The sequence below is a fragment of the Cupriavidus sp. CER-90 genome (assembly GCF_057652055.1).
Genome location: NZ_JBYGYM010000001.1, coordinates 656329 through 681045, shown reverse-complemented (window position 1 = coordinate 681045; position 24717 = coordinate 656329). Strand labels below are relative to the sequence as shown.

Annotated in this window: 21 protein-coding genes; 12 read left to right on the top strand and 9 right to left on the bottom strand. The window is 66.0% G+C overall.

Going from position 1 to position 24717, the window contains the following annotated elements; genetic code table 11:
- Positions 1–2: 2 nt before the first annotated feature.
- Positions 3–980 (bottom strand): lysylphosphatidylglycerol synthase domain-containing protein, encoded by a 978-nt coding sequence (locus tag AC24R4_RS03030; RefSeq protein WP_487522195.1) that lies wholly within the window; start codon positions 978–980, stop codon positions 3–5.
- Complete coding sequence (gene clsB, locus AC24R4_RS03025) at positions 977–2218, bottom strand: cardiolipin synthase ClsB (protein ID WP_487522194.1); 1242 nt, start codon at positions 2216–2218, stop codon at positions 977–979. Before clsB ends, AC24R4_RS03030 begins: the two co-directional genes overlap by 4 nt.
- A gap of 244 nt (positions 2219–2462) precedes the next feature.
- On the opposite strand from clsB, the gene AC24R4_RS03020 reads away from it, so the two are divergent.
- Together AC24R4_RS03020 and AC24R4_RS03015 are read left to right on the top strand one after the other, a co-directional pair.
- Positions 2463–3314: a class II glutamine amidotransferase gene (locus AC24R4_RS03020; protein ID WP_153948784.1), complete on the top strand. Its 852-nt coding sequence runs from the start codon at positions 2463–2465 to the stop codon at positions 3312–3314.
- 83 nt (positions 3315–3397) lie between these two features.
- The gene (locus AC24R4_RS03015; RefSeq protein ID WP_487522193.1) at positions 3398–3973 is read left to right on the top strand and encodes a TetR/AcrR family transcriptional regulator; all 576 of its coding nucleotides are present in this window, start codon (positions 3398–3400) and stop codon (positions 3971–3973) included.
- A gap of 14 nt (positions 3974–3987) precedes the next feature.
- Here AC24R4_RS03015 and AC24R4_RS03010 read toward each other — a convergent pair whose 3' ends face one another.
- Positions 3988–4560 carry an FkbM family methyltransferase gene (locus AC24R4_RS03010; RefSeq protein ID WP_487522192.1) on the bottom strand — a complete coding sequence of 191 codons (573 nt, stop codon included), beginning with the start codon at positions 4558–4560 and terminating at the stop codon, positions 3988–3990.
- A 323-nt stretch (positions 4561–4883) separates the two neighbouring features.
- On the opposite strand from AC24R4_RS03010, the gene AC24R4_RS03005 reads away from it, so the two are divergent.
- Positions 4884–6026: an OpgC domain-containing protein gene (locus AC24R4_RS03005; RefSeq protein WP_400395307.1), complete on the top strand. Its 1143-nt coding sequence runs from the start codon at positions 4884–4886 to the stop codon at positions 6024–6026.
- A gap of 15 nt (positions 6027–6041) precedes the next feature.
- Here AC24R4_RS03005 and AC24R4_RS03000 read toward each other — a convergent pair whose 3' ends face one another.
- Positions 6042–6923, bottom strand: a complete 882-nt coding sequence (locus AC24R4_RS03000; RefSeq protein WP_400395308.1) for a LysR family transcriptional regulator — start codon at positions 6921–6923, stop codon at positions 6042–6044.
- A 122-nt stretch (positions 6924–7045) separates the two neighbouring features.
- Here AC24R4_RS03000 and AC24R4_RS02995 point away from each other — a divergent pair, with 122 nt between their 5' ends.
- Genes AC24R4_RS02995 through AC24R4_RS02985 form a run of 3 tightly spaced genes read left to right on the top strand, consistent with a single transcriptional unit; the run spans position 7046 to position 9521 of the window.
- Positions 7046–8170 carry a muconate/chloromuconate family cycloisomerase gene (locus AC24R4_RS02995; protein ID WP_400395310.1) on the top strand — a complete coding sequence of 375 codons (1125 nt, stop codon included), beginning with the start codon at positions 7046–7048 and terminating at the stop codon, positions 8168–8170.
- Positions 8171–8220: 50 nt separating this feature from the next.
- Complete coding sequence (gene catC, locus AC24R4_RS02990; RefSeq protein WP_400395312.1) at positions 8221–8499, top strand: muconolactone Delta-isomerase; 279 nt, start codon at positions 8221–8223, stop codon at positions 8497–8499.
- A gap of 29 nt (positions 8500–8528) precedes the next feature.
- A complete protein-coding gene (locus tag AC24R4_RS02985; protein WP_400395314.1) occupies positions 8529–9521 on the top strand; it encodes a tripartite tricarboxylate transporter substrate binding protein in 993 nt (330 codons plus the stop codon).
- A 96-nt stretch (positions 9522–9617) separates the two neighbouring features.
- Here the strand turns inward: AC24R4_RS02985 and AC24R4_RS02980 are convergent, their stop codons facing one another.
- The gene (locus tag AC24R4_RS02980) at positions 9618–10700 is read right to left on the bottom strand and encodes a calcium:cation antiporter (protein WP_487522191.1); all 1083 of its coding nucleotides are present in this window, start codon (positions 10698–10700) and stop codon (positions 9618–9620) included.
- 113 nt (positions 10701–10813) lie between these two features.
- Positions 10814–10984, bottom strand: a complete 171-nt coding sequence (locus AC24R4_RS02975; protein WP_487522190.1) for a hypothetical protein — start codon at positions 10982–10984, stop codon at positions 10814–10816.
- Positions 10985–11298: 314 nt separating this feature from the next.
- Between AC24R4_RS02975 and AC24R4_RS02970 the strand changes: the two genes are divergently transcribed.
- The gene (locus tag AC24R4_RS02970; RefSeq protein ID WP_487522189.1) at positions 11299–13419 is read left to right on the top strand and encodes a TonB-dependent receptor family protein; all 2121 of its coding nucleotides are present in this window, start codon (positions 11299–11301) and stop codon (positions 13417–13419) included.
- A gap of 15 nt (positions 13420–13434) precedes the next feature.
- Here AC24R4_RS02970 and AC24R4_RS02965 read toward each other — a convergent pair whose 3' ends face one another.
- Positions 13435–14100 carry an SOS response-associated peptidase gene (locus AC24R4_RS02965; RefSeq protein WP_487522188.1) on the bottom strand — a complete coding sequence of 222 codons (666 nt, stop codon included), beginning with the start codon at positions 14098–14100 and terminating at the stop codon, positions 13435–13437.
- A 432-nt stretch (positions 14101–14532) separates the two neighbouring features.
- Between AC24R4_RS02965 and AC24R4_RS02960 the strand changes: the two genes are divergently transcribed.
- Positions 14533–15264: a BON domain-containing protein gene (locus AC24R4_RS02960; protein ID WP_400397156.1), complete on the top strand. Its 732-nt coding sequence runs from the start codon at positions 14533–14535 to the stop codon at positions 15262–15264.
- A gap of 3 nt (positions 15265–15267) precedes the next feature.
- Here the strand turns inward: AC24R4_RS02960 and AC24R4_RS02955 are convergent, their stop codons facing one another.
- Positions 15268–16335, bottom strand: a complete 1068-nt coding sequence (locus AC24R4_RS02955) for a GlxA family transcriptional regulator (RefSeq protein ID WP_487522971.1) — start codon at positions 16333–16335, stop codon at positions 15268–15270.
- A 108-nt stretch (positions 16336–16443) separates the two neighbouring features.
- Between AC24R4_RS02955 and AC24R4_RS02950 the strand changes: the two genes are divergently transcribed.
- On the top strand, positions 16444–17721 hold the full coding sequence (locus AC24R4_RS02950) for a M20/M25/M40 family metallo-hydrolase (protein WP_400393537.1): 1278 nt from the start codon (positions 16444–16446) through the stop codon (positions 17719–17721).
- Positions 17722–17776: 55 nt separating this feature from the next.
- Here the strand turns inward: AC24R4_RS02950 and AC24R4_RS02945 are convergent, their stop codons facing one another.
- Positions 17777–18703 (bottom strand): LysR family transcriptional regulator, encoded by a 927-nt coding sequence (locus AC24R4_RS02945; RefSeq protein ID WP_400393538.1) that lies wholly within the window; start codon positions 18701–18703, stop codon positions 17777–17779.
- Between the two features lie 369 nt (positions 18704–19072).
- Between AC24R4_RS02945 and AC24R4_RS02940 the strand changes: the two genes are divergently transcribed.
- From AC24R4_RS02940 to AC24R4_RS02930, 3 genes are all read left to right on the top strand, one after another.
- Positions 19073–19948, top strand: coding sequence for an alpha/beta hydrolase (locus AC24R4_RS02940; protein ID WP_153948798.1), 876 nt, complete (start codon positions 19073–19075; stop codon positions 19946–19948).
- A 228-nt stretch (positions 19949–20176) separates the two neighbouring features.
- Complete coding sequence (locus AC24R4_RS02935) at positions 20177–21415, top strand: efflux RND transporter periplasmic adaptor subunit (protein WP_400393539.1); 1239 nt, start codon at positions 20177–20179, stop codon at positions 21413–21415.
- Between the two features lie 103 nt (positions 21416–21518).
- Positions 21519–24710: an efflux RND transporter permease subunit gene (locus tag AC24R4_RS02930; RefSeq protein WP_400393540.1), complete on the top strand. Its 3192-nt coding sequence runs from the start codon at positions 21519–21521 to the stop codon at positions 24708–24710.
- Positions 24711–24717: the final 7 nt, after the last annotated feature.

The following is a 24717-nucleotide window of genomic DNA, read 5'->3' as shown; positions in this document are numbered from 1 at the left end:
TCCTATCCAGCCTGCGCGCGGCGGGCGGCCCGCGCGCCGCGCAGTTCCATCCAGGCATAGGCCGACGTGGCAAATACCATGGGCAGCAGGTAGTACAGCGCGCGGTAGGCGATCAGGGCGGCCACCACGATGTGCTCCGGCGCAACGGGGCGCAGCAGCACCACGAATACGCTTTCCAGCACGCCGATGCCGGCCGGGATGTGCGCCAGCGCGCCCGCCACCGCACCCACCAGCAGGGCGGCCAGCGCCTGGGGCAGGCTGACCGCCTTGGGCAACAGCAGATCGATGATGCACGCCAGCACGATCCAGTTGGTGATCGACAGCACGTTCTGCAGCAGCGCAAAGCGGAAGCCGGGGAGCCGGAACACATGCCGGCCGAACCGCACGCTGCGCGTCCTGGCCCTGGCGCAGGCCAGCCAGTACAACAGGCCGCACGCCAGCATGGCCGCGCCCACGGCGCGGAGCATCCATGGCGTGATACCCCAGTCCGCCGGCAGCGGCGGGGGCGCCAGCGTCAGCACCGCGCCGGCCAGCAGCATGTAGCCCGTCCAGTTGGTGATGATGGCGATGGTGTAGATGCCCGCCACCTGGGACCCGCTGACATTGGCGCGCGAATAGAGCCGCAGCCGCATGCCCAGCCCGCCCACCATCGCCCCGACGTTGAGGTTGAAGACATAGGCGATGAAGGCAATCAGCATGACGCGTGGCGTGGACAGGTGATGCCCGGTGTAGCGGCGCCCCAGCAGGTCGAACGAGGCATGCAGCGAGAAGCTGACGCAGGCCAGCCCGAGGACCGGCAGCAGCGTTGCCGCGTCGTACTGCTTCAGCGCCTGCAGGACCTGCGCCCAATCGACGCCACTGAGGCTCCGGTAAATCAGGTAGATCACCAGCGCCACGAACACCAGCCCCGCCACGCGCTTGACGATGGACCATCGGACATTGCGCCGCAGGCTGCGGCGCAGGTTGGCGGCGGTGGTCATGGGCCGTCCTGCTGTGTCTGGCGCACCATTGGCTCCGCCGATGGCGTGTCGGGTACTGGCACCGGCGAGACGATTTTCGGCGTGTGGGCCGGCAGCCAGCCGGCCCATGCCGGAAACTTGCGCAGGAAATGGAAGATCAGCGGCGTGGCCATGCCATGCCACCACGCACCGCGCGGCGTCGATGCGGCGCCGACCTCGGAGCAGCGCGCGGCCATCAGGTTGCGCAGGTTGTCCCGCAGCGATGCCACGAACGCGGTGTCGCGGATCACGAGGTTGGCTTCAAGGTTCAGCGACAGGCTCAGCGGGTCGAGGTTGCTCGATCCCACGGTGGCCCAGTCATCGTCCACCACGGCCACCTTGCTGTGGTTGGGCCGCTCGCAGTATTCGAAAATACGCACGCCCGATTCGCGCAGGTGCGCGTACAGCATGTCCACGGTGCGCTTGACCCACAGCATGTCTGGCCGGCCCTGCAGCACCAGGCGCACATCGACACCCCGCTGCGCGGCGTTGCAGATCGCCTGTAGCAGCCGGTACCCCGGCAGGAAATAGGCATTGGCGATCACGATCTGGTGTCGCGCCGCGCGAATGGCCGCCAGATATTGCTGCTCGATGTCATTGCGGTGTGCCTGGTTGTCGCGTGTGACAAAGAGCACGGAGCCGGGCGCGGCACGATCGGTGGGGTGGGGCGGGGGCGCCCGCCGGATGGGTGCGCGAGGCTGCCTGGCGGGCCGGTCGCCGCTGGCTTCGCGCATGAATTCATGAATGATGCGGGCAGCCGGGCCTTGAACCTCGACGGCATAGTCCTGCTTGGCGGACGGGCTGGCCTGCACCAGATGCTCGACGGACAGGTTGATGCCACCCACGAAGGCCAGTTCGCCGTCGATGGCGACCAGTTTGCGATGCAGTCGCCGGAAGAGGTTGGTCCGCTTGCCCAGCAGCCGGCGCCCGGGCGCGAACACGCGCACCACGACGCCGGCTTCGGCCAGCCTCGCAAGGTAGTCGGGCGACAGGTCGGCCGAGCCGAAGCCGTCCACGGTCATGCCGACCGCGACGCCACGGCGCGCGGCCGCCGCCAGCGCATCGGCGAGCTGCCTCCCGACGTCGTCCTCGAACAGGATGAACGTTTCCAGCAGCACGCTATGGCGCGCCGCCCCGATGGCCGCGATCAGGCGCGGGAAGTATTCGTCGCCGTTTTCCAGCAACTGCAGGCGGTTTCCGGTGGTCCATGCGTGCTCCATGTCGGGCATGTAGCACGAATGGTGCCCGCGAACGATCGGGGGCGGGCAGCGCGCCAGTGGCCGCGAAGCGTGATGTATTGGATATATTCGGGGCGCGTGGCATGGCCGAATCGAAACGCGATCTCCGGCAGCCAATGTAGGAATTGCCACAGGCCGGCCCCCGAATTGCGCCGTAACAGCATCCTGGCGGACCACTTGCTATGCTGAAGTGGATATCCCGCACTGACAGACTGGAGGAGGCATCATGTGCCGCTGGCTGGCCTATTCGGGCCGTTCCGTTCCGATGGAGGCAGTCCTGTTTCAGCCCGAGCATTCGCTGATCGACCAGAGCCTGAATTCCCGGCTCGGCCATACCACGACCAATGGCGACGGCTTCGGGGTCGGCTGGTACGGGCGGCATTCCGAGCTGCCGTTCCGCTATCGGTGCCTGCACCCGGCCTGGAGCGACACCAACCTGCGCGAGGCGGCGCGGGCGGTACGGGCGCCGCTGTTCGTGGCACATATACGGGCCGCTACGGGCACGCCGACCCAGGAAACCAACTGTCACCCGTTCCGGTTTGGCCGCTGGCTGTTTGCCCACAACGGGCTCATCCGCGACTACCCGCTGGTGCGGCGCGACCTGATGATGTCCGTGGCGCCACACCTATTCCGGTGGATCGAGGGCTCGACCGATTCCGAGGTGATGTTCTTCCTGGCACTGACATTCGGCCTGGAGCGCGATCCGCAGGGGGCGCTGGAGCAGATGGTGGGGCTGATCGAGTCGGTCGGGCATCGCCACGATATCGAGCACCCCATCAACATGACCGTCTGCGTGACCGACGGGCAGCAGATCGTGGCGGCGCGCTATTCAAGCGAACGCGATTCGCGGTCGCTGTTCCACAGTACGTCGTTTCGCCAGTTGCGGGCGCTCTATCCCGATGACCCGCGCATCATCGCGGCCGGGGACGATGCCTTCCTCGTGCTGTCCGAGCCGCTGATCGACGTGCAAGGCGTGTGGGAAGAAATCCCGGAATCGACCATGCTGGTGGCGCGGCGCGGCGATATCCAGCAGCGTTGTTTCACGCCGAGGTTGCCCGATCGGGACGGGGCGGGGTGACTGGACCGAGGCGAGTACGCTGCCTCGGAGACAGACCTGTCTACTATAATGGCAGTGTTTTTCGCTGAAGCCCGTACCTCGCCATGGCCACCCCTTCCGCTCGCGACCGCATTCTCGACACCGCCGCACGCCTGTTTTATCGCGATGGCTACCGTGCCACCGGCATCGACCGCATCATTGCGGAATCGGGCGTGGCCAAAATGTCGTTATATCGGCACTTTGCGTCGAAGAACGATCTGATCTTCGAATATCTGCAGCGCCGGCACGACGGCTGGATGGCGTGGTTTGAAGCGGGTGTGCGACGCCGGTTGGCAGCGCGGCCCAATCTGGACGTGATGGCCGATACGCTGGGCGAGTGGTTCGAGGGCGAGGATTTTCGCGGCTGCGCCTTTATCAATATGGTGGCGGAATCGGGCGGCGGTGCCGGCGACGATCCCCGGTTACTGGAGCAGGCCGTGTCGCACAAGGCGTCGTTGCAGGGTTTTGTCCGAGGTATCGCCAGGGAACTGGGACTGGACCAGCCCGAGGCGGTCGCCGAAGAGGCGATTATCTGTATCGAGGGGATGATCGTGCGCGCGCAAACCACCCATGACGCAGCCGTGGTGCGCGCGGGGCGGCACACGCTTGCCCGGTTGCATGCGGCATTTACCGGGTCATGATGACTTAAAACACCTTAGCCACGCCGGAAATACACCTCGGTACCCACCTCGCGCGAGGTTTCGTCATGCACCAAGTCATAAACGGGGCTGAGCATTCGTCTGATGGTTTCGGCATCGCGCAGGCTGTGATGCTCGAGCATAATGACCTTGGTATTTTCGAGATTCAGATGCGACAGAATCTCGACTTCCGATCCCTCGGTATCGATTTTCACCAGATCGCAGGATGGCAGGCCGCTGGCCGCCACACATTGGACGCGAATGGTCTGGTTTGTCATGCGGGCGCCTTTTGAAAATCCGCCCGTGACAAACATGTCCCCGACATGAATATCGTCCTCGCCGGCTGTGGCGCGCACTGCGCTGGGCGAAATATGGCACCAGGCGCCATCGACGTTTTCACGCAGCTTTTCCACGTTGAAGGGCATGGGTTCATAGCAGAATACGGTAGCCGATGGCCATTCGCGGTGGGCGCGCAGTGCAAATGCGCCAATATTCGCGCCGATATCGAGCACGGTGTGCGGGGTCGTCCGAATCGGGACAACAAAATAGTCATTGACCTCGTCATGAAGCCATTGCGGAATCGTGCTCATGGTGTCGCGCCCCTTTGCTGGACAAGGATGAGAAAAGCAGCGCAAATTATAGGCAAGATTCCCGTGGAAATCGCCATGCGGCGGTTTGATGAATCCCGTTTTCGTAAAACTGCTATTCGATAATAGAAAATCTACGAAATAATCATCGAGATATCTGACCGTTTTGCTGAAATCAACGGCTGCCGCGTTTATCACATATCGTAACTTTGCGAAACACTGTTCTTACAGGTAAACCCTGAGATCACGGTAAGATGCCACCCGTGATTGCCGCGTGGCGCCTCCCGGGCCGCAGGCAAGCCTTGGGATGTACGCCTGTGAACGCAGTGAACAACAATCAGCGGCGCACCGAGATCGACCTCATTCGCGGCATCGCGCTGCTGTTCATCGTGGTCGATCATGTCAACGGCAGTGTGCTGGCCGACTACACGATCCGGAATTTTCAGCTTTTCGACGCCGCCGAGGTGTTCGTCTTCCTGGCCGGCTGCTCGGCCGGCGCGGCCTATCTGGCCATGGAAGCGCGCGACGGTGCCAGCGCGGCGCGCAAGCGGCTGCGCCGCCGCAGCTGGGAGATCTACAAGGCATTCGTGCTGACCGGCGTGCTGATGCTGCTGTTCGGCTTCGTGCTGGCGATGTGCAAGATCCCCGCGCCGGCCGTGCGCGCGACCGAGGCGCTCGATTTCATGGCGCAGCCGCTGGCCACGCTGCTGCAGGTCTTCGCGCTGGCGCGCCAGCCTTTCGTGTCCGATGTGCTGCCGATGTACGCCGTGTTCATCGGCATCGCGCCGCTGGCCATCCGCTGGGCGCGCGCGCAGCCGCTGGCGTTTATCTGCGGCAGTGTCGCGCTCTGGATCATGTCGCCCACGCTGCTGCCGCTGCTGCCCAGCAGCGAGCCGCGCGGCTGGAGCTTCAACCCGTTTGCCTGGCAGCTGATGTTCGCCCTGGGTCTGCTGGCGCGGCTGCGTCCCGATTTCGTCCTGCCGCAGCAGACCATCGTGCGCCGGGCCTTTACGGCCGGCGCCGTGGTGGTGGCGCTGCTCTGCATGGGCGCCGCCTACCTGTGGATGCGCCCGCACCTGTATGAGTCCTGGCTCCCGGCGTGGATCCCGACGATGGCGTTCCCGCTGCCCAAGCAGAGCCTGGCCGCGCTGCGCGTGGTCAGCTTCCTCGGTCTGGCATGGCTGGTGTACCTGGCCGTGCGCGCCGGGTGGATCGCGCGGATGGCCCGCTTCATGGGCCCGGTGGTGCAGATCGGCCGCCACAGCCTGTTCTGCTTCGTGCTGGGCGCCGTGGTGTCGGTGGGCATCGAAGGTCTGACCTATGGCTTCGCGGGTGGGCGCCCGACGCGGCCCGTGGCCCTGACGGGCGACCTTGTCGCGGTGGCGGTGCTGCTGCTGGTGGGCGGCTGGTATGGCCGCCGCAAGGAAGCCCGGAAGGTCGCGGCCAGGTCGAAGATGGTGTCGGCCTAGGCCCTGTTTCGCCGGCTACGGGCGGGCCTGGCTGCGCACCCAGGCAATGGCGCGCGCCAGGTGCGGCGAGGTATCGCCGGCGCGGTAGCTCATGATCACGGGCGAGATGAAGCCGGGGGCGTCGATGGGCACGTAGCGCACGTCGTCGCGATGTAGCCGCTGCACCGACGACGGCACCAGCGTGATGCCCAGGCCCGCCGCCACGAGGCCCAGCGCGGTCTGCAGTTCGTTGGCTTCCTGCACCACGCGCGGTTGCAGGCCCTGCGCGCGGAACAGCGACAGCACGTGATCGGCGTAGCTGGGGCGCGGTCGGGCGGGATAGAGGATCAGCGGCTGGCGCGCCAGATCGGCCGCATCGAACGGCGCGGCCGGGGGCGGGGCGCTGACCGGCATGGCGGCGACCAGTGTCTCGGCCATCACCACCTGCTGGACGATGGCCGTGTCGTTGAAGGTGAGCCGGCCGAACGCCAGGTCGATGCGGCCGGACTTGAGCGCCTCAAGCTGCTGGACCGTGATCATTTCCGTCAGCCCGACTTCCACCTCGCTGTCATCGCCGCGCAATTCGCGGATCAGCTCCGGCAGCACGCCATAAAGCACCGACGGCACAAAGCCGATGCCGAACCAGCGTTTTTCGTTGCGGCCGATGCGGCGCGTGCCTTCCAGCGTTTCTTCCAGCCGTTGCGTCAGTTGCAGCGATTGCTCCAGCAGGAAGCGGCCCGCCTCCGTCAGCTTCAGGCCACGGCCCACGCGGTCGAACAGCGCCACGCCCACTTCTTCCTCGAACTGACGGATCTGCCGCGACAGCGGCGGCTGGGCCATATGCAGCTTTTCTGCCGCACGCGTCACATTCAGTTCCTGCGCGACGGTCTGGAAATAGCGGAGGTGGCGGAGTTCCATGGCGGATAAGGGGATAGGTCAAGGCATACCCATTAGGTATGGATCAAGACATCTTCGGTCTTGGACGCCAGTCAGGTCAAGGTCCATACTCGGTGCAACGCGTACTTGAGCATGGAAAAGGTATGACTGCCACAATTTCTTCGATCGAGGCCATCCTGGTGGACCTGCCGACCATCCGGGCCCACCAGCTGGCCATGGCCACGATGCAGCAGCAGACGCTGGTCATCGTGCGCCTGCGTTGCAGCGACGGCGTGGAGGGCATCGGCGAGGCCACCACCATCGGCGGCCTGTCGTATGGTGACGAAAGCCCCGAGGGCATCAAGCTGACGATCGACACCTACCTGGGCCCTGCGCTGGCGGGGCAGGACGCCACCAACGTGCATGGCGCGATGGCGCGCCTGAACAAGGTGGCGCGCGGCAACCGGTTCGCCAAGTCGGCGCTGGAGTCGGCCCTGCTCGACGCCCAGGGCAAGCGCCTGGGCGTGCCGCTGGTCACGCTGCTGGGCGGCGCCGTGCGCGACACGCTGCCGGTGCTCTGGACCCTGGCCAGCGGCGACACCGGCCGCGACATCGAGGAAGCCGAGCGTTTCCTGGAAGAACGCCGGCACAACACGTTCAAGCTCAAGATCGGCCGCCGCAGCGTGCGCGACGACGTGGCCCACGTGTCGGCCATCAAGCGTGCGCTGGGCGACCGGGCCCGCGTGACCGTGGACGTCAACCAGGCCTGGAACGAAGCCGATGCCGCGACCGGCATCGCCATGCTGGAAGCCGCCGGCATCGATCTGATCGAGCAGCCCACCCCGCGCGAGCATCGCACCGCGCTGGCCCGGCTGGCGGCGCGCTTCGTGGTGCCGATCATGGCCGACGAAGCCGTGACCGGCCCAGAGGACGCGATGGAACTGGCCCGCCTGGGCGCAGCCGACGTGTTCGCGCTGAAGATCGCCAAGTCGGGCGGCATCTTCGGCATGCTGCGCACGGCGGCCGTGGGCGACGCGGCCGGCATCGCGCTCTATGGCGGCACCATGCTCGAAGGCGCCGTGGGCACCATCGCCGCCGCGCACGGCTTCTGCACGCTGCCGCAACTGGCATGGGGCACCGAGCTGTTCGGTCCGCTGCTGGTGAAGGACGACATCGTGGTGGACCGCCCGGTGTTCAAGGACTTTGCGCTGCACCTGCCGAAGGGTCCGGGGCTGGGCCTGGCCATCGACGAAGACAAGCTGCGCCACTATCGCCGCAAGGCCGGCTGAGGCGGTCAGCCAGCCATTCCGATTACGCATTCAATCCGGAGACACATCCCATGTTGTTCCTCGTCAGGATGGACGTGCAGATCCCGCACGACCTGCCGGCCGCCACGGCCGACGAAATCAAGGCCCGCGAAAAGGCCTATTCGCAGGACCTGCAGCGCCAGGGCAAGTGGCAGGCGCTGTACCGCGTGGTGGGCGAGTACGCCAACTACAGCGTGTTCGATGTGGAATCGAACGACGAACTGCACACGCTGCTGGCCAGCCTGCCGCTGTTCCCGTACATGAAGATCCACGTCACCCCGCTGGCAAAGCACCCGTCGTCGATCCGCTGATCGGCAACCAGAAAAGAAGGAACGGAGACATGAAGTCCTTGCTGCAACGGCCGGCCCGCGTGCCGGCCGCATTTGCCATTTCCGCATCGCTGCTGTTTGCCGCAGCCGCCCCGGCGCACGCCGCCTATCCCGACCATCCGATCCGCTGGGTGGTGCCGTTCCCCGCGGGCGGTGCGATGGACAACATCGCGCGCACGCTGGGCGAAGACATGTCGAAGTCGCTGGGCCAGGCCATCGTGGTCGAGAACCGCCCCGGCGCCGGCGGCAATATCGGCGCCGAGATGGTGGCGCGCTCGCCGGCCGACGGCTACACGCTGATCATCGTGGCCAACGGCATGGCCGTGAATCCGGCGCTGTACGGCAAGCTCAGCTACGACCCGATCAAGGATTTCGCGCCGGTGTCGCTGCTGGCCGTGGTGCCCAACGTGCTGGTGGCCAACAAGGCGAAGAATCCGCAGAAGACTGTGGCCGAGGTCATCGCCAGCGCCAAGGCCCGGCCCGGCAAATACACCTATGCGTCGGCCGGCAACGGCACGTCGATCCACCTGGCCGGCGAGCTGTTCACGTCGATGGCGCACGTGGACCTGCTGCATATCCCGTACAAGGGTTCGGGCCCGGCCATGACCGATCTGCTGGGCGGACAGGTGGACTACATGTTCGACAGCATCACGTCCGCCAAGCCCCATATCGACAGCGGCAAGCTGACGCCGATTGCGGTGACCACCAGCAAGCGGTCGTCTGCGCTGCCCAATGTGCCGACGGTGGCCGAGGCGGGCGTGCCGGGCTATGAGCTGTCGCCGTGGTTTGCCGCGTTCGTGCCGGCCAAGACCCCGCAGGCGGTGATCGACACGTTGAACCGCGCCATGCTCGAATCGCTGAAGAAGCCGTCCGTGCAGCAGCGGCTGGCCGGCATCGGCGCGGAGCCGATCGGCAGCACGCCGGCGCAGCTGAAGGACCACCTGGCCAAGGAAACGGTCAAGTGGGGCACGCTGATCCGCGAACGGGGCATCCATGCCGACTGAGCGGACGGCGGCGACCGATTGCCGCTGGCGGCGCTGACCTGATTATGTTTTTTCCCCTCGCCCATGGAAGGGCGAGGCGGAAGTCGGGCCGGGCCGCTACGGCACGATTGTCAGGAACAGGTAGGCCGCGAAGATCACCATGTGGACCACGCCCTGGAGGATAGTCGTGCGGCCCATGCCAAGCGTCAGCGACGCGACGATCATCGTCAGGAACAGCAGCACCATTTCCTTGGCGCTCAAGCCCAGTTCCAGCGGCTGCCCGATGGTGATGAACACGATGGCCACCGTCGGAATGGTCAGGCCGATACTGGCCAGGGCCGACCCTAGCGCCAGGTTCAGGCTGGTCTGGATGCGGTCGGACCGCGCGGCGCGCAGCGCGGCAAGCCCCTCGGGCAGCAGCACCAGTGCCGCGATGACCACCCCGACCACGGCTGCCGGCAACCCGGCGTCCGCAACGGCCTTTTCCACCGACGGCGACAGCAGCTTGGCCAATGCCACCACGGCCACCAGGCAGACCACCAGCAGCACGCCGCTGGCCACCGCCACGCGCGTGGGCGGCGGCGGCGCATGGACGTTTTCGTCGTTGCTGCCGTCTACCAGGAAGTAGTCGCGATGCCGCACGGTCTGCACGAAGACGAAGCAGCCGTAGAGCAGCAGCGACATCACGCCGGAGAACGCCAGCTGGGACGATGACAGGACAGGCCCCGGCGTGGTGCTGGTGAAGTTCGGCAGCACCATCGTCAGCCCGAGCAGGGTGACCAGGATGGCCATGGCTGCATTGGCGCCTGGCGCCTGGAAGGCCTGCTCGCGATGGTGCAGCGCGCCCACGAACAGGCAGATGCCGACAATGCCGTTGCAGATGATCATGACCGCCGCGAACACCGTGTCGCGCGCCAGGCCGGCTTTTTCCGGCCCGGACGACAGCATGACCGATACGATCAGCGCCACCTCGATCACGGTCACCGCAATGGCCAGCACCAGCGTGCCGAACGGTTCGCCAACCTTGTGAGCCACCACCTCGGCATGATGGACGGCCGAAAACACCGCACCGGCCAATGCGATCGACATCAGTGCGATCAGCCAGGCCTGCCCCGTCATTGCAAGGCCCAGGCCGAAGGCGGCCCAGGCGGCCAGCGGGGACCAGATGGTCCAGGCCGGCAGTTTGTTGGCAGTTGCCATGTCTTGTTCCCTTTGTTCTTGTGGCTCACAGGCGCGAGCGTGCACGCCGCGTGGCGCGGGCGCAAGAGGTTCAGGCAACGACAGGGCGCGGCAGTTCCCGCCGCGTGCGCGGATCAGTCGCGCGACGGGCCGCCGCGCGGCGCGCCGGCGCCATCTTCGCGGCGTTCGGGGGGCGGCGGATCGGTGTCCCGCAGGGCCGGGTGATTTCGATAGATCCAGCGGGCGGCGATGATGATCACCGCCAGAAACGCGAGCGCGTATCCGACAAACGAGACTGCGTGCATGTTCTGACCCAGGTTGGTCCGGCTCTTCTGGCCGGTGGCCGGTCAGTATGGGTGCGGGCCGATAAGGCGCCCACCCTCTATCGGTGGGGCGCTGGAATCACCCAAACGCGGGGTGCGCCGATCCGGGATCGGTGGTGCGACAGCGATGTCTTGAGGGCTCAACGTGTGTGGAGTTCGACAAAATGTCGTCTATGGGCAACACATTGTCGTGATCGGCATACATTAAGCGCGTCTTTTCCCAGTGGGACTACAAACGAGAACCGTTATCACTTACATTCGTGGCCTTTGTCAGTGTCTTGTTACAAGGGAAGACCATGAATTCGAGCCGTCGCGGACTGCCATTCGCCGCGCCCCACTTTGCCCCGTGCGCCACGGCGCTGGCTGTCTCGATGCTGTGCCTGACGCCGCAATGGGCGGCCGCCCAGGACGCCGCCGGACCGGTGCAGGTCGGTGAGACGGAAAAGATGCTCGAAACGGTGCAGGTTTCCGGAAACTGGCTCGGCACCGGGCTGCAGAACAGCGTGAAGACCTTCCCGGGCGCGCGCACGGTGGTCAGCGAGCAGCAGATCGAACAGAGCGGCGCCCAGAGCATTGGCGACGTCATGCGCCGCATCCCCGGCGTGCAGGCGACCGACAACTCCGGCACGGCCGGCAGCGCCGTGTCGCTCAATATCGGCGTGCGGGGCCTGTCGGGCCGCTACACGCCGCGCTCCACGGTGCTGCTCGACGGCATCCCGATGGCCGTGGCGCCGTACGGCCAGCCCCAGCTGTCGTTTGCCCCGGTCAGCCTGGGCAACATCGAATCGATCGACGTGGTGCGCAGCGGTGGCGCCGTGCGTTACGGCCCGCAGAACGTGGGCGGCATCATCAATTTCAACACCAAGCCGATTCCGGGCGTGTTCAGCGGCGAGGCGTCGGTGCGCGAGAACATCTACACCGAAGGTGGCGGCAAGAACACCCAGTACAACGCGTTCGTGGGCACCACGCTCGACAGCGGCCTGGGCATCGCGCTGCTGTACTCGGGCATGACGGGCCGCGAATGGCGCCAGGGCAGCGACGACAACGTCAACGACCTGGCCGTGAAGTTCGCCTACGACATCACGCCGACGTCGCAGGTCTACGGCAAGTTGTCGTACTACGACGTCAAGTCGAAGACGCCGGGCGGTCTGAGCGTGGCGCAGTACAACGCCAATCCGTTCCAGAACACGCGCCCCGACGACTACTGGAGCGGCAACCGCTACGGGTTCGACCTGGGCTACGTGAACACGATTTCCGCGAACCAGGAATTCGAGATCCGCACGTTCTTCAACGAAAGCTACCGCCAGAGCACGCTGCAGCAGAGCGCCACCGTGATCGCGCACCAGCCGCGGAACTACACGACGTTCGGCATCGAGCCGCGCTTCACGCAGCGTTTCGGCGTGGGCCCGACCACCCATGACGTGACGGTCGGCTACCGCTACATCCGCGAACGCGGTGACGACAACCAGTTCAGCACGAACCGCCAGACCGGCGTGAACGGTCCGACCACCACGTTCGACAATGCCACCGACGCCCACGCCGTCTACATCGACGACCGCATCGCCTACGGCAACTGGCGCATCGTGCCGGGCGTGCGCTTCGAGCATATCGACACGTCCCGCCAGCAGCGCAATACCGCGACGCAGTGGGAAAGCCTTAACAACAAGGCGCTGCCGTCGGTCAACGTGTCTTATCTGGTGAACAGCGCCTGGACGGTGTTTGCCGACTACAGCACGTCGTTCGGCCCGGTGCAGAACACGCAGCTCAATTCGCAGACGCCGAACAATCCGCTGCAGCCTGAAGTGGCCAAGACGTTCGAAGTGGGTACCCGCTGGACGGACAGCCGCATCAAGGGCGAGCTGACCGCGTTCAAGATCAAGTTCGACAACCAGATCCTGCAGGTGCCAGGGCTGTTCCCGGCCACGTTCCAGAACATCGGTGCGACCGATCACGACGGCGTGGAAGCGGCCATCGACTACACGTTCGACCGTGCCAGCGTGCTGGGCGGCCTGAACCTGTACGCCAACTACACGTACACGCGCGCCATCCAGAAGTCGGGCACCACGGCCGGCCTGGACGTGCCGTTCTACTCGCGCACCACGGACACGATCGGCGCACGCTACGACTGGCGCAGCTGGACGTTCAACGTCTCCACCACGCACCAGAGCAAGCAATACGCGGATCTGGCCAACACCGTGGCCGAGAGCGCGGACGGCAGCAACGGCCTGATCCCGGGCTTCCGTACGTGGAATATCCAGGCCATGTTCAAGCTGCCGCAGCGCAAGAACACCGACATCACCGTCGGCATCAACAACCTGTTCGACAAGCGGTTCTACACGCGTACCACCGACAGCAATGCCGGCCGCCTGGTGGGCGCGCCGCGCATGGTCTACATTCAGGCCCGCGCCGCGTTCTGAGCGTCGCCGGAACGGCTAGTCCGAAGGTGGCGGCGGCCCCTTTGTCGTCCCGCGCGGCGGCAACGGGGCCGGCTCCGCCACCAGTGTCTCGGCGGGCAGCAGGCGCAGCAGCGTCCTGGCCACCTCGGGATCGCGGCAGTTCAGCCATTCGTCCCAGTCTTCGCGTGGCAGGATCACCACGCCGCGCTTCTCGTCCCCGGGTTTGTGAAACCGCTGCATCAGCGGATGATGGTCGGCATTGACCGTCGGCATCGTGAACGACACGGCGCCACCGGGCCACGCCCGCCACAGCCCGGCAATCGCAAAGGGCTCGCCGCCCGGCAGGCCGATCTTCCACCGCACCGCCTTGCCGCTTTCGTAGTTCGGCTCGTAGAACGCCGTGGCCGGCACCAGCGCCAGCTGGCACGACTTCCAGAACCTGGCAAAGGACGACAGCTTCCCGATGGTCTCCACACGCGCGTTGGCGGTGGGGTAGTAGCGCGTGCCGGGCGGGATGGTCGCCTTGGGCACCATGCTGAACGATGCCAGCACGCTTTCCCAGGCCGCTTCGCCCGTCTTCTGGCGCACGATGGGCGCGGCATAGTCGGGCCATGTCTCCTCGGGATACAGCCCCGGCGGAGGCTCCACGCCAAAGATTTCGCGCAGGATGCGTTTCTGGACGGGGGCGTAGTTGACGCACATGGGGGCTCCGGGGGTGCGGTTCTGCCGCCTATGGTCGGCATGGCGGCGCTGGCCGTCAATACGCGGTCATCGGCGGCGCGTTCGTGCCGCCGGACGTTGTGCCGGACGGAAGCGCCGCGGACGCCGTCCGGCTGAATGGCCGGACGGTGTCGGGCGGCGCACTTGTCCGGGATCGCCGCCAGCACGGCTCAAAAGCCCCCCGTGACGCCGGGCGATGCGGCATGTGACGCCAATGCCGCTACGGGCGGGCAACGGACGTTTGAAACACAGGCGCAGGGGTGGCCCGACGGACGGCGACTTTGCCGGGGCGCTTCCTATAATGCCTGTGTGGCGCGGCACCACGTGGGCAAAACGGCCGCACCGCGCCACGCGTGCTTGCAGGCAGGGGCGCGCTTCCCACCCATCTCCACGTCAAATGGGGAGACACATATCATGCTGAGTAGCGAAGCGGTGCTGACGCAGGCGCGAGCCGCGTTGGCGCATGTGCCATATCAGGGCCACCAGATCCATCCCACCATTCACCTGCGACTTTCCGACGGGGCCCTGATTCTGGAGGGCGAAGTGGCCGACGTCATGGACAAGACGCGCGCCACGGCCCGGTTGCGCCGTCTGGACGGCGTTTCCACCGTGATCGATCACCTGCGCATCGCCCATGCCGGCCCGATAGTGGGCGATGGCGATCTGCGCGCGGCCGTTTGCGATCGGCTGCTCAATGCGATCGACTTCCGTAACTGCAAGATCTGCGCGAAGGTGAAGGGGCAAGTCGAGCCGGTGCGCGAAGCCGTGGGCGAGCGCAGCGGCTGGATGGAGGTGGCGGTCCATGACGGCGCGGTCATGCTGAGCGGCCAGGTGATCAGCCTGTCGCACATGCGCCTGGCCGGCGTGCTGGCGTGGTGGTCGCGCGGCTGTCGTAACGTGATCAACGACATCGTGGTGGCGCCGGCCGAGGCCGACAGCGACGAGGAACTGAGCGAGGCGTTACAACTGGTGCTGGAAACCGACCCGTTCGTGGATGCCGCGCGCATCCGCGTGCGTACCGAGGGACGGGTCGTGACGCTCGACGGCTATGCGTCCAGCGACGGGGCGCGCAAGCAGGTGGAGCGCGATGCATGGTACGTGCAAGGCGTGGAGGACGTCATCAACCATATCGCCCTGAGTAGCTGACATCTAGTCAACGATGCCGGCATCGACGCGCGCTGCCTGGTCTTCCACGCGCCAGTAGCGGCGCCGCGTGCGCAGCGCAAAGCGCGAGCGGTATTCCGACATCGACATCTGCATGGTTCGCTGGAACAGGCGCCGGAAGGCGGCGGCATCGCTGTAGCCGCAGGCCTCGGCAATCGCCTGCGTGCCATGCAGCGTGACTTCCAGCAGCATGCGTGCGCGCTCCACGCGCAGGCGGTGCAGGTAATCCAGTGGGGTGCGTCCGGTCACCTGGCGGAAATGGCGTAGCAGCGTCCGTTCGCTGACGGCTGCGGCGCGCGCCACGGCCGCCAGCCGGTAAGGCTCGCCGACATGCGCCTGCAGCCAGCCGATGGCGCGATAGACCGGGCTGTCGGCGGTCTTGCCAAGCCAACGCTGCGAAACCAGCTCGGGCACCCACTGCTGGCGTTCGGGCTGGTAGAGCAGCAGGCGGGCCACTGCCTGCGCCAGGTCGGGATCGTGCAGATGGCCCAGCACGCGCAGCATGAATTCGGTCTGCAGGGCCGGCGCCACGCAATGAAAGACCTGCCCGTGCAGTCCCATCGGTTCGTCCGATGACAGGTCGCACGCCGGAAAGCGTTGCGCGAACCAGCTCTGGAACATCCAAGGCGCGCCGCAGCGCGCGCCATCGAGCTGCCCCAGCAACAGTGGGTAAGCCATCCCGGTGTAGATCGACGCCACCCAGCCCCCGGCATCCATATGCCGGGCCAGCAGGCGTTGCGTGGCGGTATCCGCGGCGGCCAGTTCGCCCAGATGGGGCGCGCTGGCCGCCATCAGTCCCGGCACCACGATTAGCACCTGGGCCTGGCGCGGTGCGCCCCGGCGCGATGTGGACAGGCCGGGCAGCGGGTCGGGCAGGGCGCGTCCGCTGGCGCCGATGATCTCCCACGTCAGCCGGGCCGGCGCGCCCGGCTGCTGCAACCGCGCCACGCCCGCGGCGGTACGCAGGACATCGAGCGCGCCGAACAGCGTGCCAGGCATGGCATCGGGCAACCAGAGCAGCTTGACGTGCAGGGGCGCGGCGGGCGGGGGCATGGGGCGCATGGCGGGATTGGCATCGGGATTGGCGATATTGAACCTCCCCCCGGGATAGCGCAAGCGATACATTGGAGCTCCAACGACAACAGAGAACAGGAGACCCGCATGCCGCTTTCCCTTCGCCGCCTTGCCCGCGCCACGGCTGGGGCCACCGCCATCGCCCTGGCTGCCGCAATGGCCTGCGGTGCCGCGCTGGCCGCCGGACCCGACCAGGCGCTGCTCGATGCCGCGCGCGCCGCGCAGCCCGCCGTGGTGCAGTCGCTCAAGGACATGGTGACGATCGAATCGGGCAGCGCCGACATGCAGGGGCTGGCGCGCATGGCCGACTACACGTCGCAGCGGCTGCAGGCGCTGGGCGCGAAGGTGGAGCGGCTGCCCCTGACCACCAGTGCCGCGCCGATGGTCAAGGCCACGCTGACCGGCACGGGCAAGCGCCGCATCATGCTGATCGGCCATATGGACACGGTGTACCCGGCAGGTATCCTGGCGTCGCAGCCGATCCGCGAGGACGGCAACCGGCTCTATGGCCCGGGCATCGCCGACGACAAGGGCGGCCTGGCCGTGATCCTGCATTCGCTGGAAATCCTCAAGGCGCAGGGCTGGAAGGACTACGCGCAGATCACGGTGCTGCTGAACCCGGACGAGGAAATCGGCTCGCTCGGCTCGGGCGAGACCATTGCCACGCTGGCCGCGCAGCACGATGTGGTGCTGTCGTGCGAGCCCAACGTGGCGAAGTCAGTGGCGAAATCGGAATCGCTGCTGTTGGCGGCCGCCGGCACCGCCACGGCGACGATGCAGGTCAAGGGCCGGTCATCGCATGCCGGCGCGGCGCCCGAACTGGGCCGCAACGCGCTGCTGGAACTGGCCTACCAGATGCAGGAAACGCGCGACCTGGCCAAGACAATACCGGGCGCGCAGATGAACTGGACGCAGGCCAGGACCACCGGCCCGCTGAACCAGATTCCGGAGACAGCCACCGCCGTGGGCGATGTGCGCGTGACCGCCGGCGGCGCCGCGCAGAAGCTGCAGGCGGCGTTGCAGCAGAAGGTCGATGCGGGCCATCTGATTCCCGACACGAAGACCACGATTGCGATGGAAGAAGGGCGCCCGGCTTTCGTGGCCGATACGCGCTCGAAGGAACTGGCCGCGCGGGCCCAGCAGATCTATGCGGAGATGGACGGCCGGTCGCTGATCCTGATGCCGGGCACCGGCGGCGGCACCGATGCGGGCTTTGCAGGGCGTTCGGGCAAGGCGGTGGTGCTGGAAAGCTTTGGCCTGTCAGGCTTCGGCTATCACGCACGCGACGAATACGTGGAGCTCGATTCGATCGTGCCGCGCCTGTACCTGATGACGCGGATGCTGCAGGAGATCGGGAAGCACTGAAGTTGGGGGATGTCCCCTCCCGCGCGGACCATGCACGCGGGAGAGGGGCAGGACATCAGGCCGCCAGCTGCTGCGGCGCGGCGCCGAAGTGCGGATGCCGCGAAAAGATCTCCGCGGCCCAGTTCACGAACACGCGGACCTTGGCCGACAGGTGCCGGTTCTGCGGATACATCGCAGAGATCGGCAGCTCGTCGGTCTGCCAGTCGGTCATGACCTCGACGAGCCGGCCGCTCTGGATATACGGCTCGGCCATGGCGCGCGAGATGCGTGCAATGCCATGGCCTTCCACGGCGCAGCCCAGGTATACGTCGGCATCGTTGGTCGAGATCACCGAGGGCAGCAGCACTTCGGTGCTCTCGCCGCCACGGATCAGCGTCCACGGCGTTTCGCGTCCGGTACGGTTGGACAGGAAGTTGATGGCCTTGTGCTGCGACAGCTCGGTCAGGTCGTGCGGTGTGCCAAAACGCCGCAGGTAGATCGGCGACGCATAGAACGCCAGCTTCACCTGTCCGATGCGCCGTGCCACCATGGCCTCGTCGAGCGCACCCACGCGCAGCACCACGTCCACGCCTTCCTTGAGCAGGTCGATGGGCTTGCCGTTGATGGTCAGTTCCAGCTTCAGTTCGGGATAGGCATTGAAGAAGTCGTGAAGTTGAGGCATCAACACCAGCTGCGCGAGGCCGCTGGTGGTATCCACGGCCAGCGTGCCACGCGGCGAGTTATTGTGGCGTGTCAGCGACTGCTCCGCTTCCTCCACATCCGCCAGGATGCGCACGCAGCGTTCGTAGTAGGCCGCGCCATCGGTGGTCACGCTGATTCGGCGCGTGGTCCGGTGCAGCAGCTTGACGCCAAGGTGGGTTTCCAGGTTTTGTATCAGGCGGGTGAGGGTGGCCTTGGGCAGGTCCAGCGACTCCGCCGCGCGCGCAAAGCTGCCGACATCCACCACCCGAGTGAATGCCTGCATTGAGACAAGACGATCCATGATGTTGCTTTCGAAAGGAGTAAGACCGGGCTACGTTCCGAAGGATGTCTGGCGGTATGGGTCCGCTGCATGTCAAGTGCGCGGCCTGGATTTGCTGCCGGCGGTCCGCCAGTGGCGGCCGGAGCGGGGACGGGTGGAGGGTGGGGCGCCGGCGTTTGCGCTGTTTCCCCAAGTGCGCAGATGCCGAAGGACCGGAGTGAATCACATTTCAGGTATCCATTTCAAGCCGTGTGGGTTCACTTCGATGATTATTCCAACGCAGAAACAGTGCATTGGCAATAGGTCGCTTTATCCCATCGTTGTCAATCACCATAATTCGCTGCATCGCAATACAGTAATCGACGGTCTTTGCCGGCCGCCGTGCCAACCATGACCAAGACCACGACTCCCCGTAGTTCCGCCGTACAACCGGCCGCAGAACAGGGCGAGGCAATCGTGATCCAGCACGTGGTGGCCAGCGGCGAGCGCGAAATGAAGGTCTGCGTGGGTTACCCCGCAGGTTATTGGCCTGTGAGCGCCGGTGCGCCATTGTTGCCGTGGATGCTCTACCTGCATGCCGGCGGCTTTGTCGACGGCGGGGTCGAAGCCGCGAAGGAACTGGTGCGGGATCTGGCGGAGTCGGTCCCGGCCGTGGTGGTGACGCCGGATTACTCGCTGGCGCCCGAAAATCCGTTCCCGGCAGCGCCCGAGGACGCCGTGAACACGGTGTCGTGGGTGCTCAAGCAGGCCCGCAAGCTCAAGGTCGACAAACTGCGCTTTGCGCTGGTGGGCGAGGAAGCCGGTGGCAACCTGGCCATCGCCACGGCGCAGATGCTGCGTGACCGTGGCCTGCCGCAGCCGGCGGGCCAGTGGCTGATCCGGCCGGTGACTGATCCGTGCCTGCAGCACGCGTCGTCCGGCGGGCAGGTGCCGATGGAAATGCTGCGCAAGCTGGCGTGCAACTATCGCGACTACCTGCCGACGCCGGCCGCCAGCGTGCACCCGTATGCGGCCCCGGCGCTGGCTTCGCGGCTGGCGGGACTGCCGCCGACGCTGGTGCAGGTGGCGGAAAAAGATGCCCTGCGCGCGGAAGGCGAAGCCTTCGCCGCCAAATTGTCCAAGGCCGGCATCCCGGCCAGGGCCCTGATTATGCCCGGCGCCTGTGGCGACGGGGTGGAACAGTCCCATGAGATGTGTCAGGCATGGGTCAAAGAAGGTGCGCGGTTCCTGCGCGAAAGTTTCGCCAAGGCCGACGACGCCTCGTAATCCGGTCCGAACGCCGGCCGGCGCCGTGAATGCTGTAACGGTGCCGGATTCTCCCGCCAGCGCCCTTTGAGGCTGGCACCCCTGTAGTGGCTTGCTTCTGTCCCATCCGGGACGGAGGACCCCTTGTTGTTCCCGTTTTTCCGGCCCCCTGGGCGGGCGGGCAGCGTTCGGCCTGAATTTTTGCTTTTCCAGTTGAAGAAACCCGACGAAAACACGGAGTGAAGAAAGATGAATGACAAGTCTCGACGCACGCTGATCGCCTTTGCCATCGTGGCAATTCTTGGGGCGGGCGTGGCAACCTCGGTACTGCAACCCTGGCACGGCGGGGAAGCACAGGCCAATACGCCGCCCCCGGCGCCGGCCGTGGAAGTGTCGGCCGCGGTGGGCCAGACCATCACCGAATGGGATGAGTTCTCGGGCCGCATCGAAGCCGTGGACCGCGTGGAGATCCGTCCGCGCGTTTCCGGCACCATCGAAACGGTGCATTTCCGGGAAGGCTCCATCGTGAAGAAGGGCGACCCCCTGTTCACGATCGATCCGCGCCCGTACGCCGCCGAAGTGGCACGCGCCGAAGCGGCGCTGGCCGCTGCGCAGGTCCGTGCATCGCATGCACAGACCGAGAAGGCCCGTGCGCAGCGCCTGCTGGACGACAACGCGATCTCGCGCCGCGAGTTCGACGAGCGCATCAACGCCGCCAGCGAGATGTCGGCGGACGTGCGCGGCGCGCAGGCGGCGCTGGAAGTGGCAAAGCTGAACCTGAGCTACACGCGCATCGTTGCACCGGTCTCGGGCAAGGTGTCGCGTGCGGAAATCACCGTGGGCAACCTGGTGGCCGCGGGCGCCGCGTCGCCGCCGCTGACGTCGGTCGTGTCGGTCTCGCCGGTGTATGCCAGCTTCGATGTCGACGAGCAGAGCTACCTGCGCTACACGGCGCCGGGCGCCAGCGGCGGCAAGAACGACCTGCCGGTGTTCCTGGGCCTGGCCAACGAGGACGGCAATCCGCACAAGGGCAAGATCCATTCGATCGACAACCGGCTCGATACGCGTAGCGGCACCATCCGCGTGCGCGCCGTGTTCGACAACGAGGATGGCCGCCTGCTGCCGGGCCTGTACGCCAAGGTCAAGCTCGGCGGCGGCTCGCCGCACCCGGCCGTGCTGGTCAACGATCGCGCCATCGGTACCGACCAGGGCAAGAAGTTCGTGCTCGTGGTCGACAAGGCCAACAAGCTCGTGTATCGGGAAGTCGAGCTGGGACCGACGTACGAAGGGCTGCGCGTGATCCGCAAGGGGCTGCAACCGGGCGAGAACATCGTCGTGAACGGCCTGATGCGCGTGCGCCCGGGCGACACCGTGGCACCGAAGGCCGTGGCCATGGCCTATCGCAGCGAGCTTGAGCCGCGCGGCACCACCCCCGACCGCAAGCAGGCCGCGGAAGAGGGCAAGGCCGGCAAGGCCAAGGTGAGCTGAGCGCCCGCCCGAAGCCACACCGAACTGAAATTCCCCCTGCAGCAGTACATGGCGTCCGCTCGACGAGCGGACGGCCAGGGGGACTGCTTTCGCCGAGACCAAGATGAATCTCTCGAAATTCTTTATCGATCGCCCCATTTTCGCGGGCGTGCTGTCGGTGCTGATCTTCCTGATCGGCGCCATCTCGATGTTCAAGTTACCGATCTCGGAGTACCCGGAAGTGGTACCGCCCTCGGTGGTGGTGCGCGCGCAGTTTCCGGGCGCCAACCCGAAGGTGATCGCCGAGACCGTGGCCACGCCGCTGGAGGAACAGATCAACGGCGTCGAGGACATGCTCTACATGAACTCGCAGGCCAACAGCGACGGCAACCTGACGCTGACGGTGACCTTCAAGCTGGGCACCGACCCGGACAAGGCCCAGCAGCTGGTGCAGAACCGTGTCTCGCAGGCCGAGCCGCGCCTGCCCGAGGACGTGCGCCGGCTGGGCATCACCACGGTCAAGAGCTCGCCTGACCTGACCATGGTGGTCCACCTGGTGTCGCCGAACGACCGCTACGACATGACGTACCTGCGTAACTATGCGCTGATCAACGTGAAGGACCGCCTGGCGCGGATCCAGGGCGTGGGTCAGGTGCAGATGTTCGGCTCGGGCGACTACTCGATGCGTGTCTGGGTGAACCCGGAGAAGATCGCCGAGCGCGGCCTGGCCGCGTCCGACGTGGTGCGCGCCATCCGCGAGCAGAACGTGCAGGTGGCGGCCGGCGTGATCGGCCAGTCGCCGTCGCTGCCGGGCACCGACCTGCAGCTGTCGGTGAACGCCCAGGGCCGTCTGCAGACCGTGGAGGAGTTTGGCGACATCATCGTCAAGACTTCGCCCGACGGCGTGGTGACGTACCTGAAGGACATCGCGCGCATCGAGCTCGGTGCGTCGGAATACGCGCTGCGCTCGCTGCTGGACAACAAGTCCGCCGTGGCGCTGCCGATCTTCCAGTCGCCGGGCTCCAACGCGATCCAGATCTCGAACGACGTGCGCAAGACCATGGCCGAGCTGAAGGCCAACATGCCGGAAGGCGTGGACTACAGCATCGTCTATGACCCGACGCAGTTCGTGCGCCACTCGATCGAGGCCGTGGTCCACACGCTGTTCGAGGCCATCGCGCTGGTGGTGCTGGTGGTGATCCTGTTCCTGCAGACGTGGCGCGCATCGATCATCCCGCTGCTGGCGGTGCCGGTGTCCATCGTCGGTACGTTCGGCCTGATGCATGCGTTCGGCTTCTCGATCAACGCGCTGAGCCTGTTCGGCCTGGTGCTGGCGATCGGTATCGTGGTGGACGATGCGATCGTGGTGGTGGAAAACGTCGAGCGGAACATCGAGGAAGGGCTGTCGCCGAAGGAAGCCACCTACAAGGCCATGCGCGAAGTGTCCGGCCCGATCATCGCCATCGCCCTGACGCTGATCGCCGTGTTCGTGCCGCTGGCGTTCATGACGGGCCTGACCGGCCAGTTCTACAAGCAGTTCGCGCTGACGATCTCGATCTCGACGATCATCTCGGCGTTCAACTCGCTGACGCTGTCCCCGGCCCTGTCCGCGCTGCTGCTCAAGGGCCACGACGCGCCCAAGGACTGGCTGACGCGCGGCATGGACCGTGTCTTCGGTGGCTTCTTCGCCCGCTTCAACCGCTTCTTCGGCCGCAGCTCGGACAACTATGGCCGCGGCGTGAAGGGCGTGATCCGCCGCAAGGGTTCGGTGTTCGGCGTCTACGCCGTGATGCTGGTGGCCACCTGGGGCGTGTTCCAGATGGTGCCGAAGGGCTTCGTGCCGGCGCAGGACAAGCAGTACCTGGTGAGCTTTGCCAAGCTGCCTGACGGCGCCACGCTGGATCGTACCGAAGACGTGATCCGCCGCATGTCGGATATCGCGCTCAAGCATCCGGGCGTGGAATCGGCCGTGGCCTTCCCGGGCCTGTCGATCAACGGCTTCACCAACAGCCCGAGCGCCGGCATCGTGTTCGTCACGCTCGATCCGTTCGACAAGCGCAAGAGCAAGGAGCTGTCCGGCAACGCGATTGCCGCCGACCTGAACAAGCAGTACGGGTCGATCCAGGACGCGTTCATCGCCGTGTTCCCGCCGCCGCCGGTACAGGGCCTGGGCACGATCGGCGGGTTCAAGATGATGATCGAGGACCGTGCGGCGCTGGGTTACGACGAATTGTTCAGCGCCACCAACGCGTTCATGACCAAGGCCCGCGCGACCCCGGAACTGGCTGGCATCTTCAGCAACTACCAGGTGAACGTGCCACAGCTGGACGTGCAGCTTGACCGTACCAAGGCCAAGCAGCTGGGCGTGCCGGTGACCGACGTGTTCGAGACGCTGCAGACCTACCTTGGCTCGTCGTACGTGAACGACTTCAACAAGTTCGGTCGTACGTATCAGGTCAAGGTGCAGGCCGATGCGCAGTTCCGCCAGCATGCCGAGGACATCCTGCAGCTGAAGGCGCGCAGCAGTTCCGGCGAAATGGTGCCGCTGTCGTCGCTGGTGAAGGTCAAGCAGGGCTTCGGTCCGGATAGCGTCACGCGCTACAACGGCTTTACGGCCGCCGACATGAACGGTGGCCCGGCCCCGGGCTTCTCGTCGGGCCAGGCCCAGGCCGCTGCCGAGCGCATTGCCGCCGAAACGCTGCCCAAGGGCATTGGCTTCGAGTGGACCGAGCTGACGTACCAGGACATCCTGGCCGGTAACGCCGGGGTGTGGATCTTCCCGCTGTGCGTGCTGCTGGTGTTCCTGGTGCTGGCCGCCCAGTACGAAAGCCTGACGCTGCCGCTGGCGGTGATCCTGATCGTGCCGATGAGCCTGCTGGCCGCCATGACCGGTGTCTGGCTGACGCGTGGCGACAACAACATCTTCACGCAGATCGGTTTCATCGTGCTGGTGGGGTTGTCCGCAAAGAACGCGATCCTGATCGTGGAGTTCGCCCGGGAACTGGAACACCAGGGCCGCACCGTGGTGCAGGCCGCGATCGAAGCCAGCCGCCTGCGTCTGCGCCCGATCCTGATGACGTCGTTCGCGTTCATCATGGGCGTGGTGCCGCTGGTGGTCTCGACCGGCGCCGGTGCGGAAATGCGCCATGCCATGGGCGTGGCGGTGTTCGCGGGGATGCTGGGCGTGACGTTCTTCGGCCTGTTCCTGACGCCGGTGTTCTACGTGGCACTGCGCCTGCTGGCCACCCGCAAGCAGCGCCGTGAAGCGGTTGCGACGGATGTGCCGGCTTCGCACGCCGTGCCGTCCGCAGAGTGATGGTGAA

Coding starts and splice junctions, on each gene's coding strand:
- AC24R4_RS03030 (WP_487522195.1), bottom strand. CDS start 980: ATGACCACCGCCGCCAACCTGCGCCGCAGCCTGCGGCGCAATGTCCGA.
- clsB (WP_487522194.1), bottom strand. CDS start 2,218: ATGGAGCACGCATGGACCACCGGAAACCGCCTGCAGTTGCTGGAAAAC.
- AC24R4_RS03020 (WP_153948784.1), top strand. CDS start 2,463: ATGTGCCGCTGGCTGGCCTATTCGGGCCGTTCCGTTCCGATGGAGGCA.
- AC24R4_RS03015 (WP_487522193.1), top strand. CDS start 3,398: ATGGCCACCCCTTCCGCTCGCGACCGCATTCTCGACACCGCCGCACGC.
- AC24R4_RS03010 (WP_487522192.1), bottom strand. CDS start 4,560: ATGAGCACGATTCCGCAATGGCTTCATGACGAGGTCAATGACTATTTT.
- AC24R4_RS03000 (WP_400395308.1), bottom strand. CDS start 6,923: ATGGAACTCCGCCACCTCCGCTATTTCCAGACCGTCGCGCAGGAACTG.
- AC24R4_RS02995 (WP_400395310.1), top strand. CDS start 7,046: ATGACTGCCACAATTTCTTCGATCGAGGCCATCCTGGTGGACCTGCCG.
- catC (WP_400395312.1), top strand. CDS start 8,221: ATGTTGTTCCTCGTCAGGATGGACGTGCAGATCCCGCACGACCTGCCG.
- AC24R4_RS02985 (WP_400395314.1), top strand. CDS start 8,529: ATGAAGTCCTTGCTGCAACGGCCGGCCCGCGTGCCGGCCGCATTTGCC.
- AC24R4_RS02980 (WP_487522191.1), bottom strand. CDS start 10,700: ATGGCAACTGCCAACAAACTGCCGGCCTGGACCATCTGGTCCCCGCTG.
- AC24R4_RS02975 (WP_487522190.1), bottom strand. CDS start 10,984: ATGCACGCAGTCTCGTTTGTCGGATACGCGCTCGCGTTTCTGGCGGTG.
- AC24R4_RS02970 (WP_487522189.1), top strand. CDS start 11,299: ATGAATTCGAGCCGTCGCGGACTGCCATTCGCCGCGCCCCACTTTGCC.
- AC24R4_RS02965 (WP_487522188.1), bottom strand. CDS start 14,100: ATGTGCGTCAACTACGCCCCCGTCCAGAAACGCATCCTGCGCGAAATC.
- AC24R4_RS02960 (WP_400397156.1), top strand. CDS start 14,533: ATGCTGAGTAGCGAAGCGGTGCTGACGCAGGCGCGAGCCGCGTTGGCG.
- AC24R4_RS02955 (WP_487522971.1), bottom strand. CDS start 16,335: ATGCCCCCGCCCGCCGCGCCCCTGCACGTCAAGCTGCTCTGGTTGCCC.
- AC24R4_RS02950 (WP_400393537.1), top strand. CDS start 16,444: ATGCCGCTTTCCCTTCGCCGCCTTGCCCGCGCCACGGCTGGGGCCACC.
- AC24R4_RS02945 (WP_400393538.1), bottom strand. CDS start 18,703: ATGGATCGTCTTGTCTCAATGCAGGCATTCACTCGGGTGGTGGATGTC.
- AC24R4_RS02940 (WP_153948798.1), top strand. CDS start 19,073: ATGACCAAGACCACGACTCCCCGTAGTTCCGCCGTACAACCGGCCGCA.
- AC24R4_RS02935 (WP_400393539.1), top strand. CDS start 20,177: ATGAATGACAAGTCTCGACGCACGCTGATCGCCTTTGCCATCGTGGCA.
- AC24R4_RS02930 (WP_400393540.1), top strand. CDS start 21,519: ATGAATCTCTCGAAATTCTTTATCGATCGCCCCATTTTCGCGGGCGTG.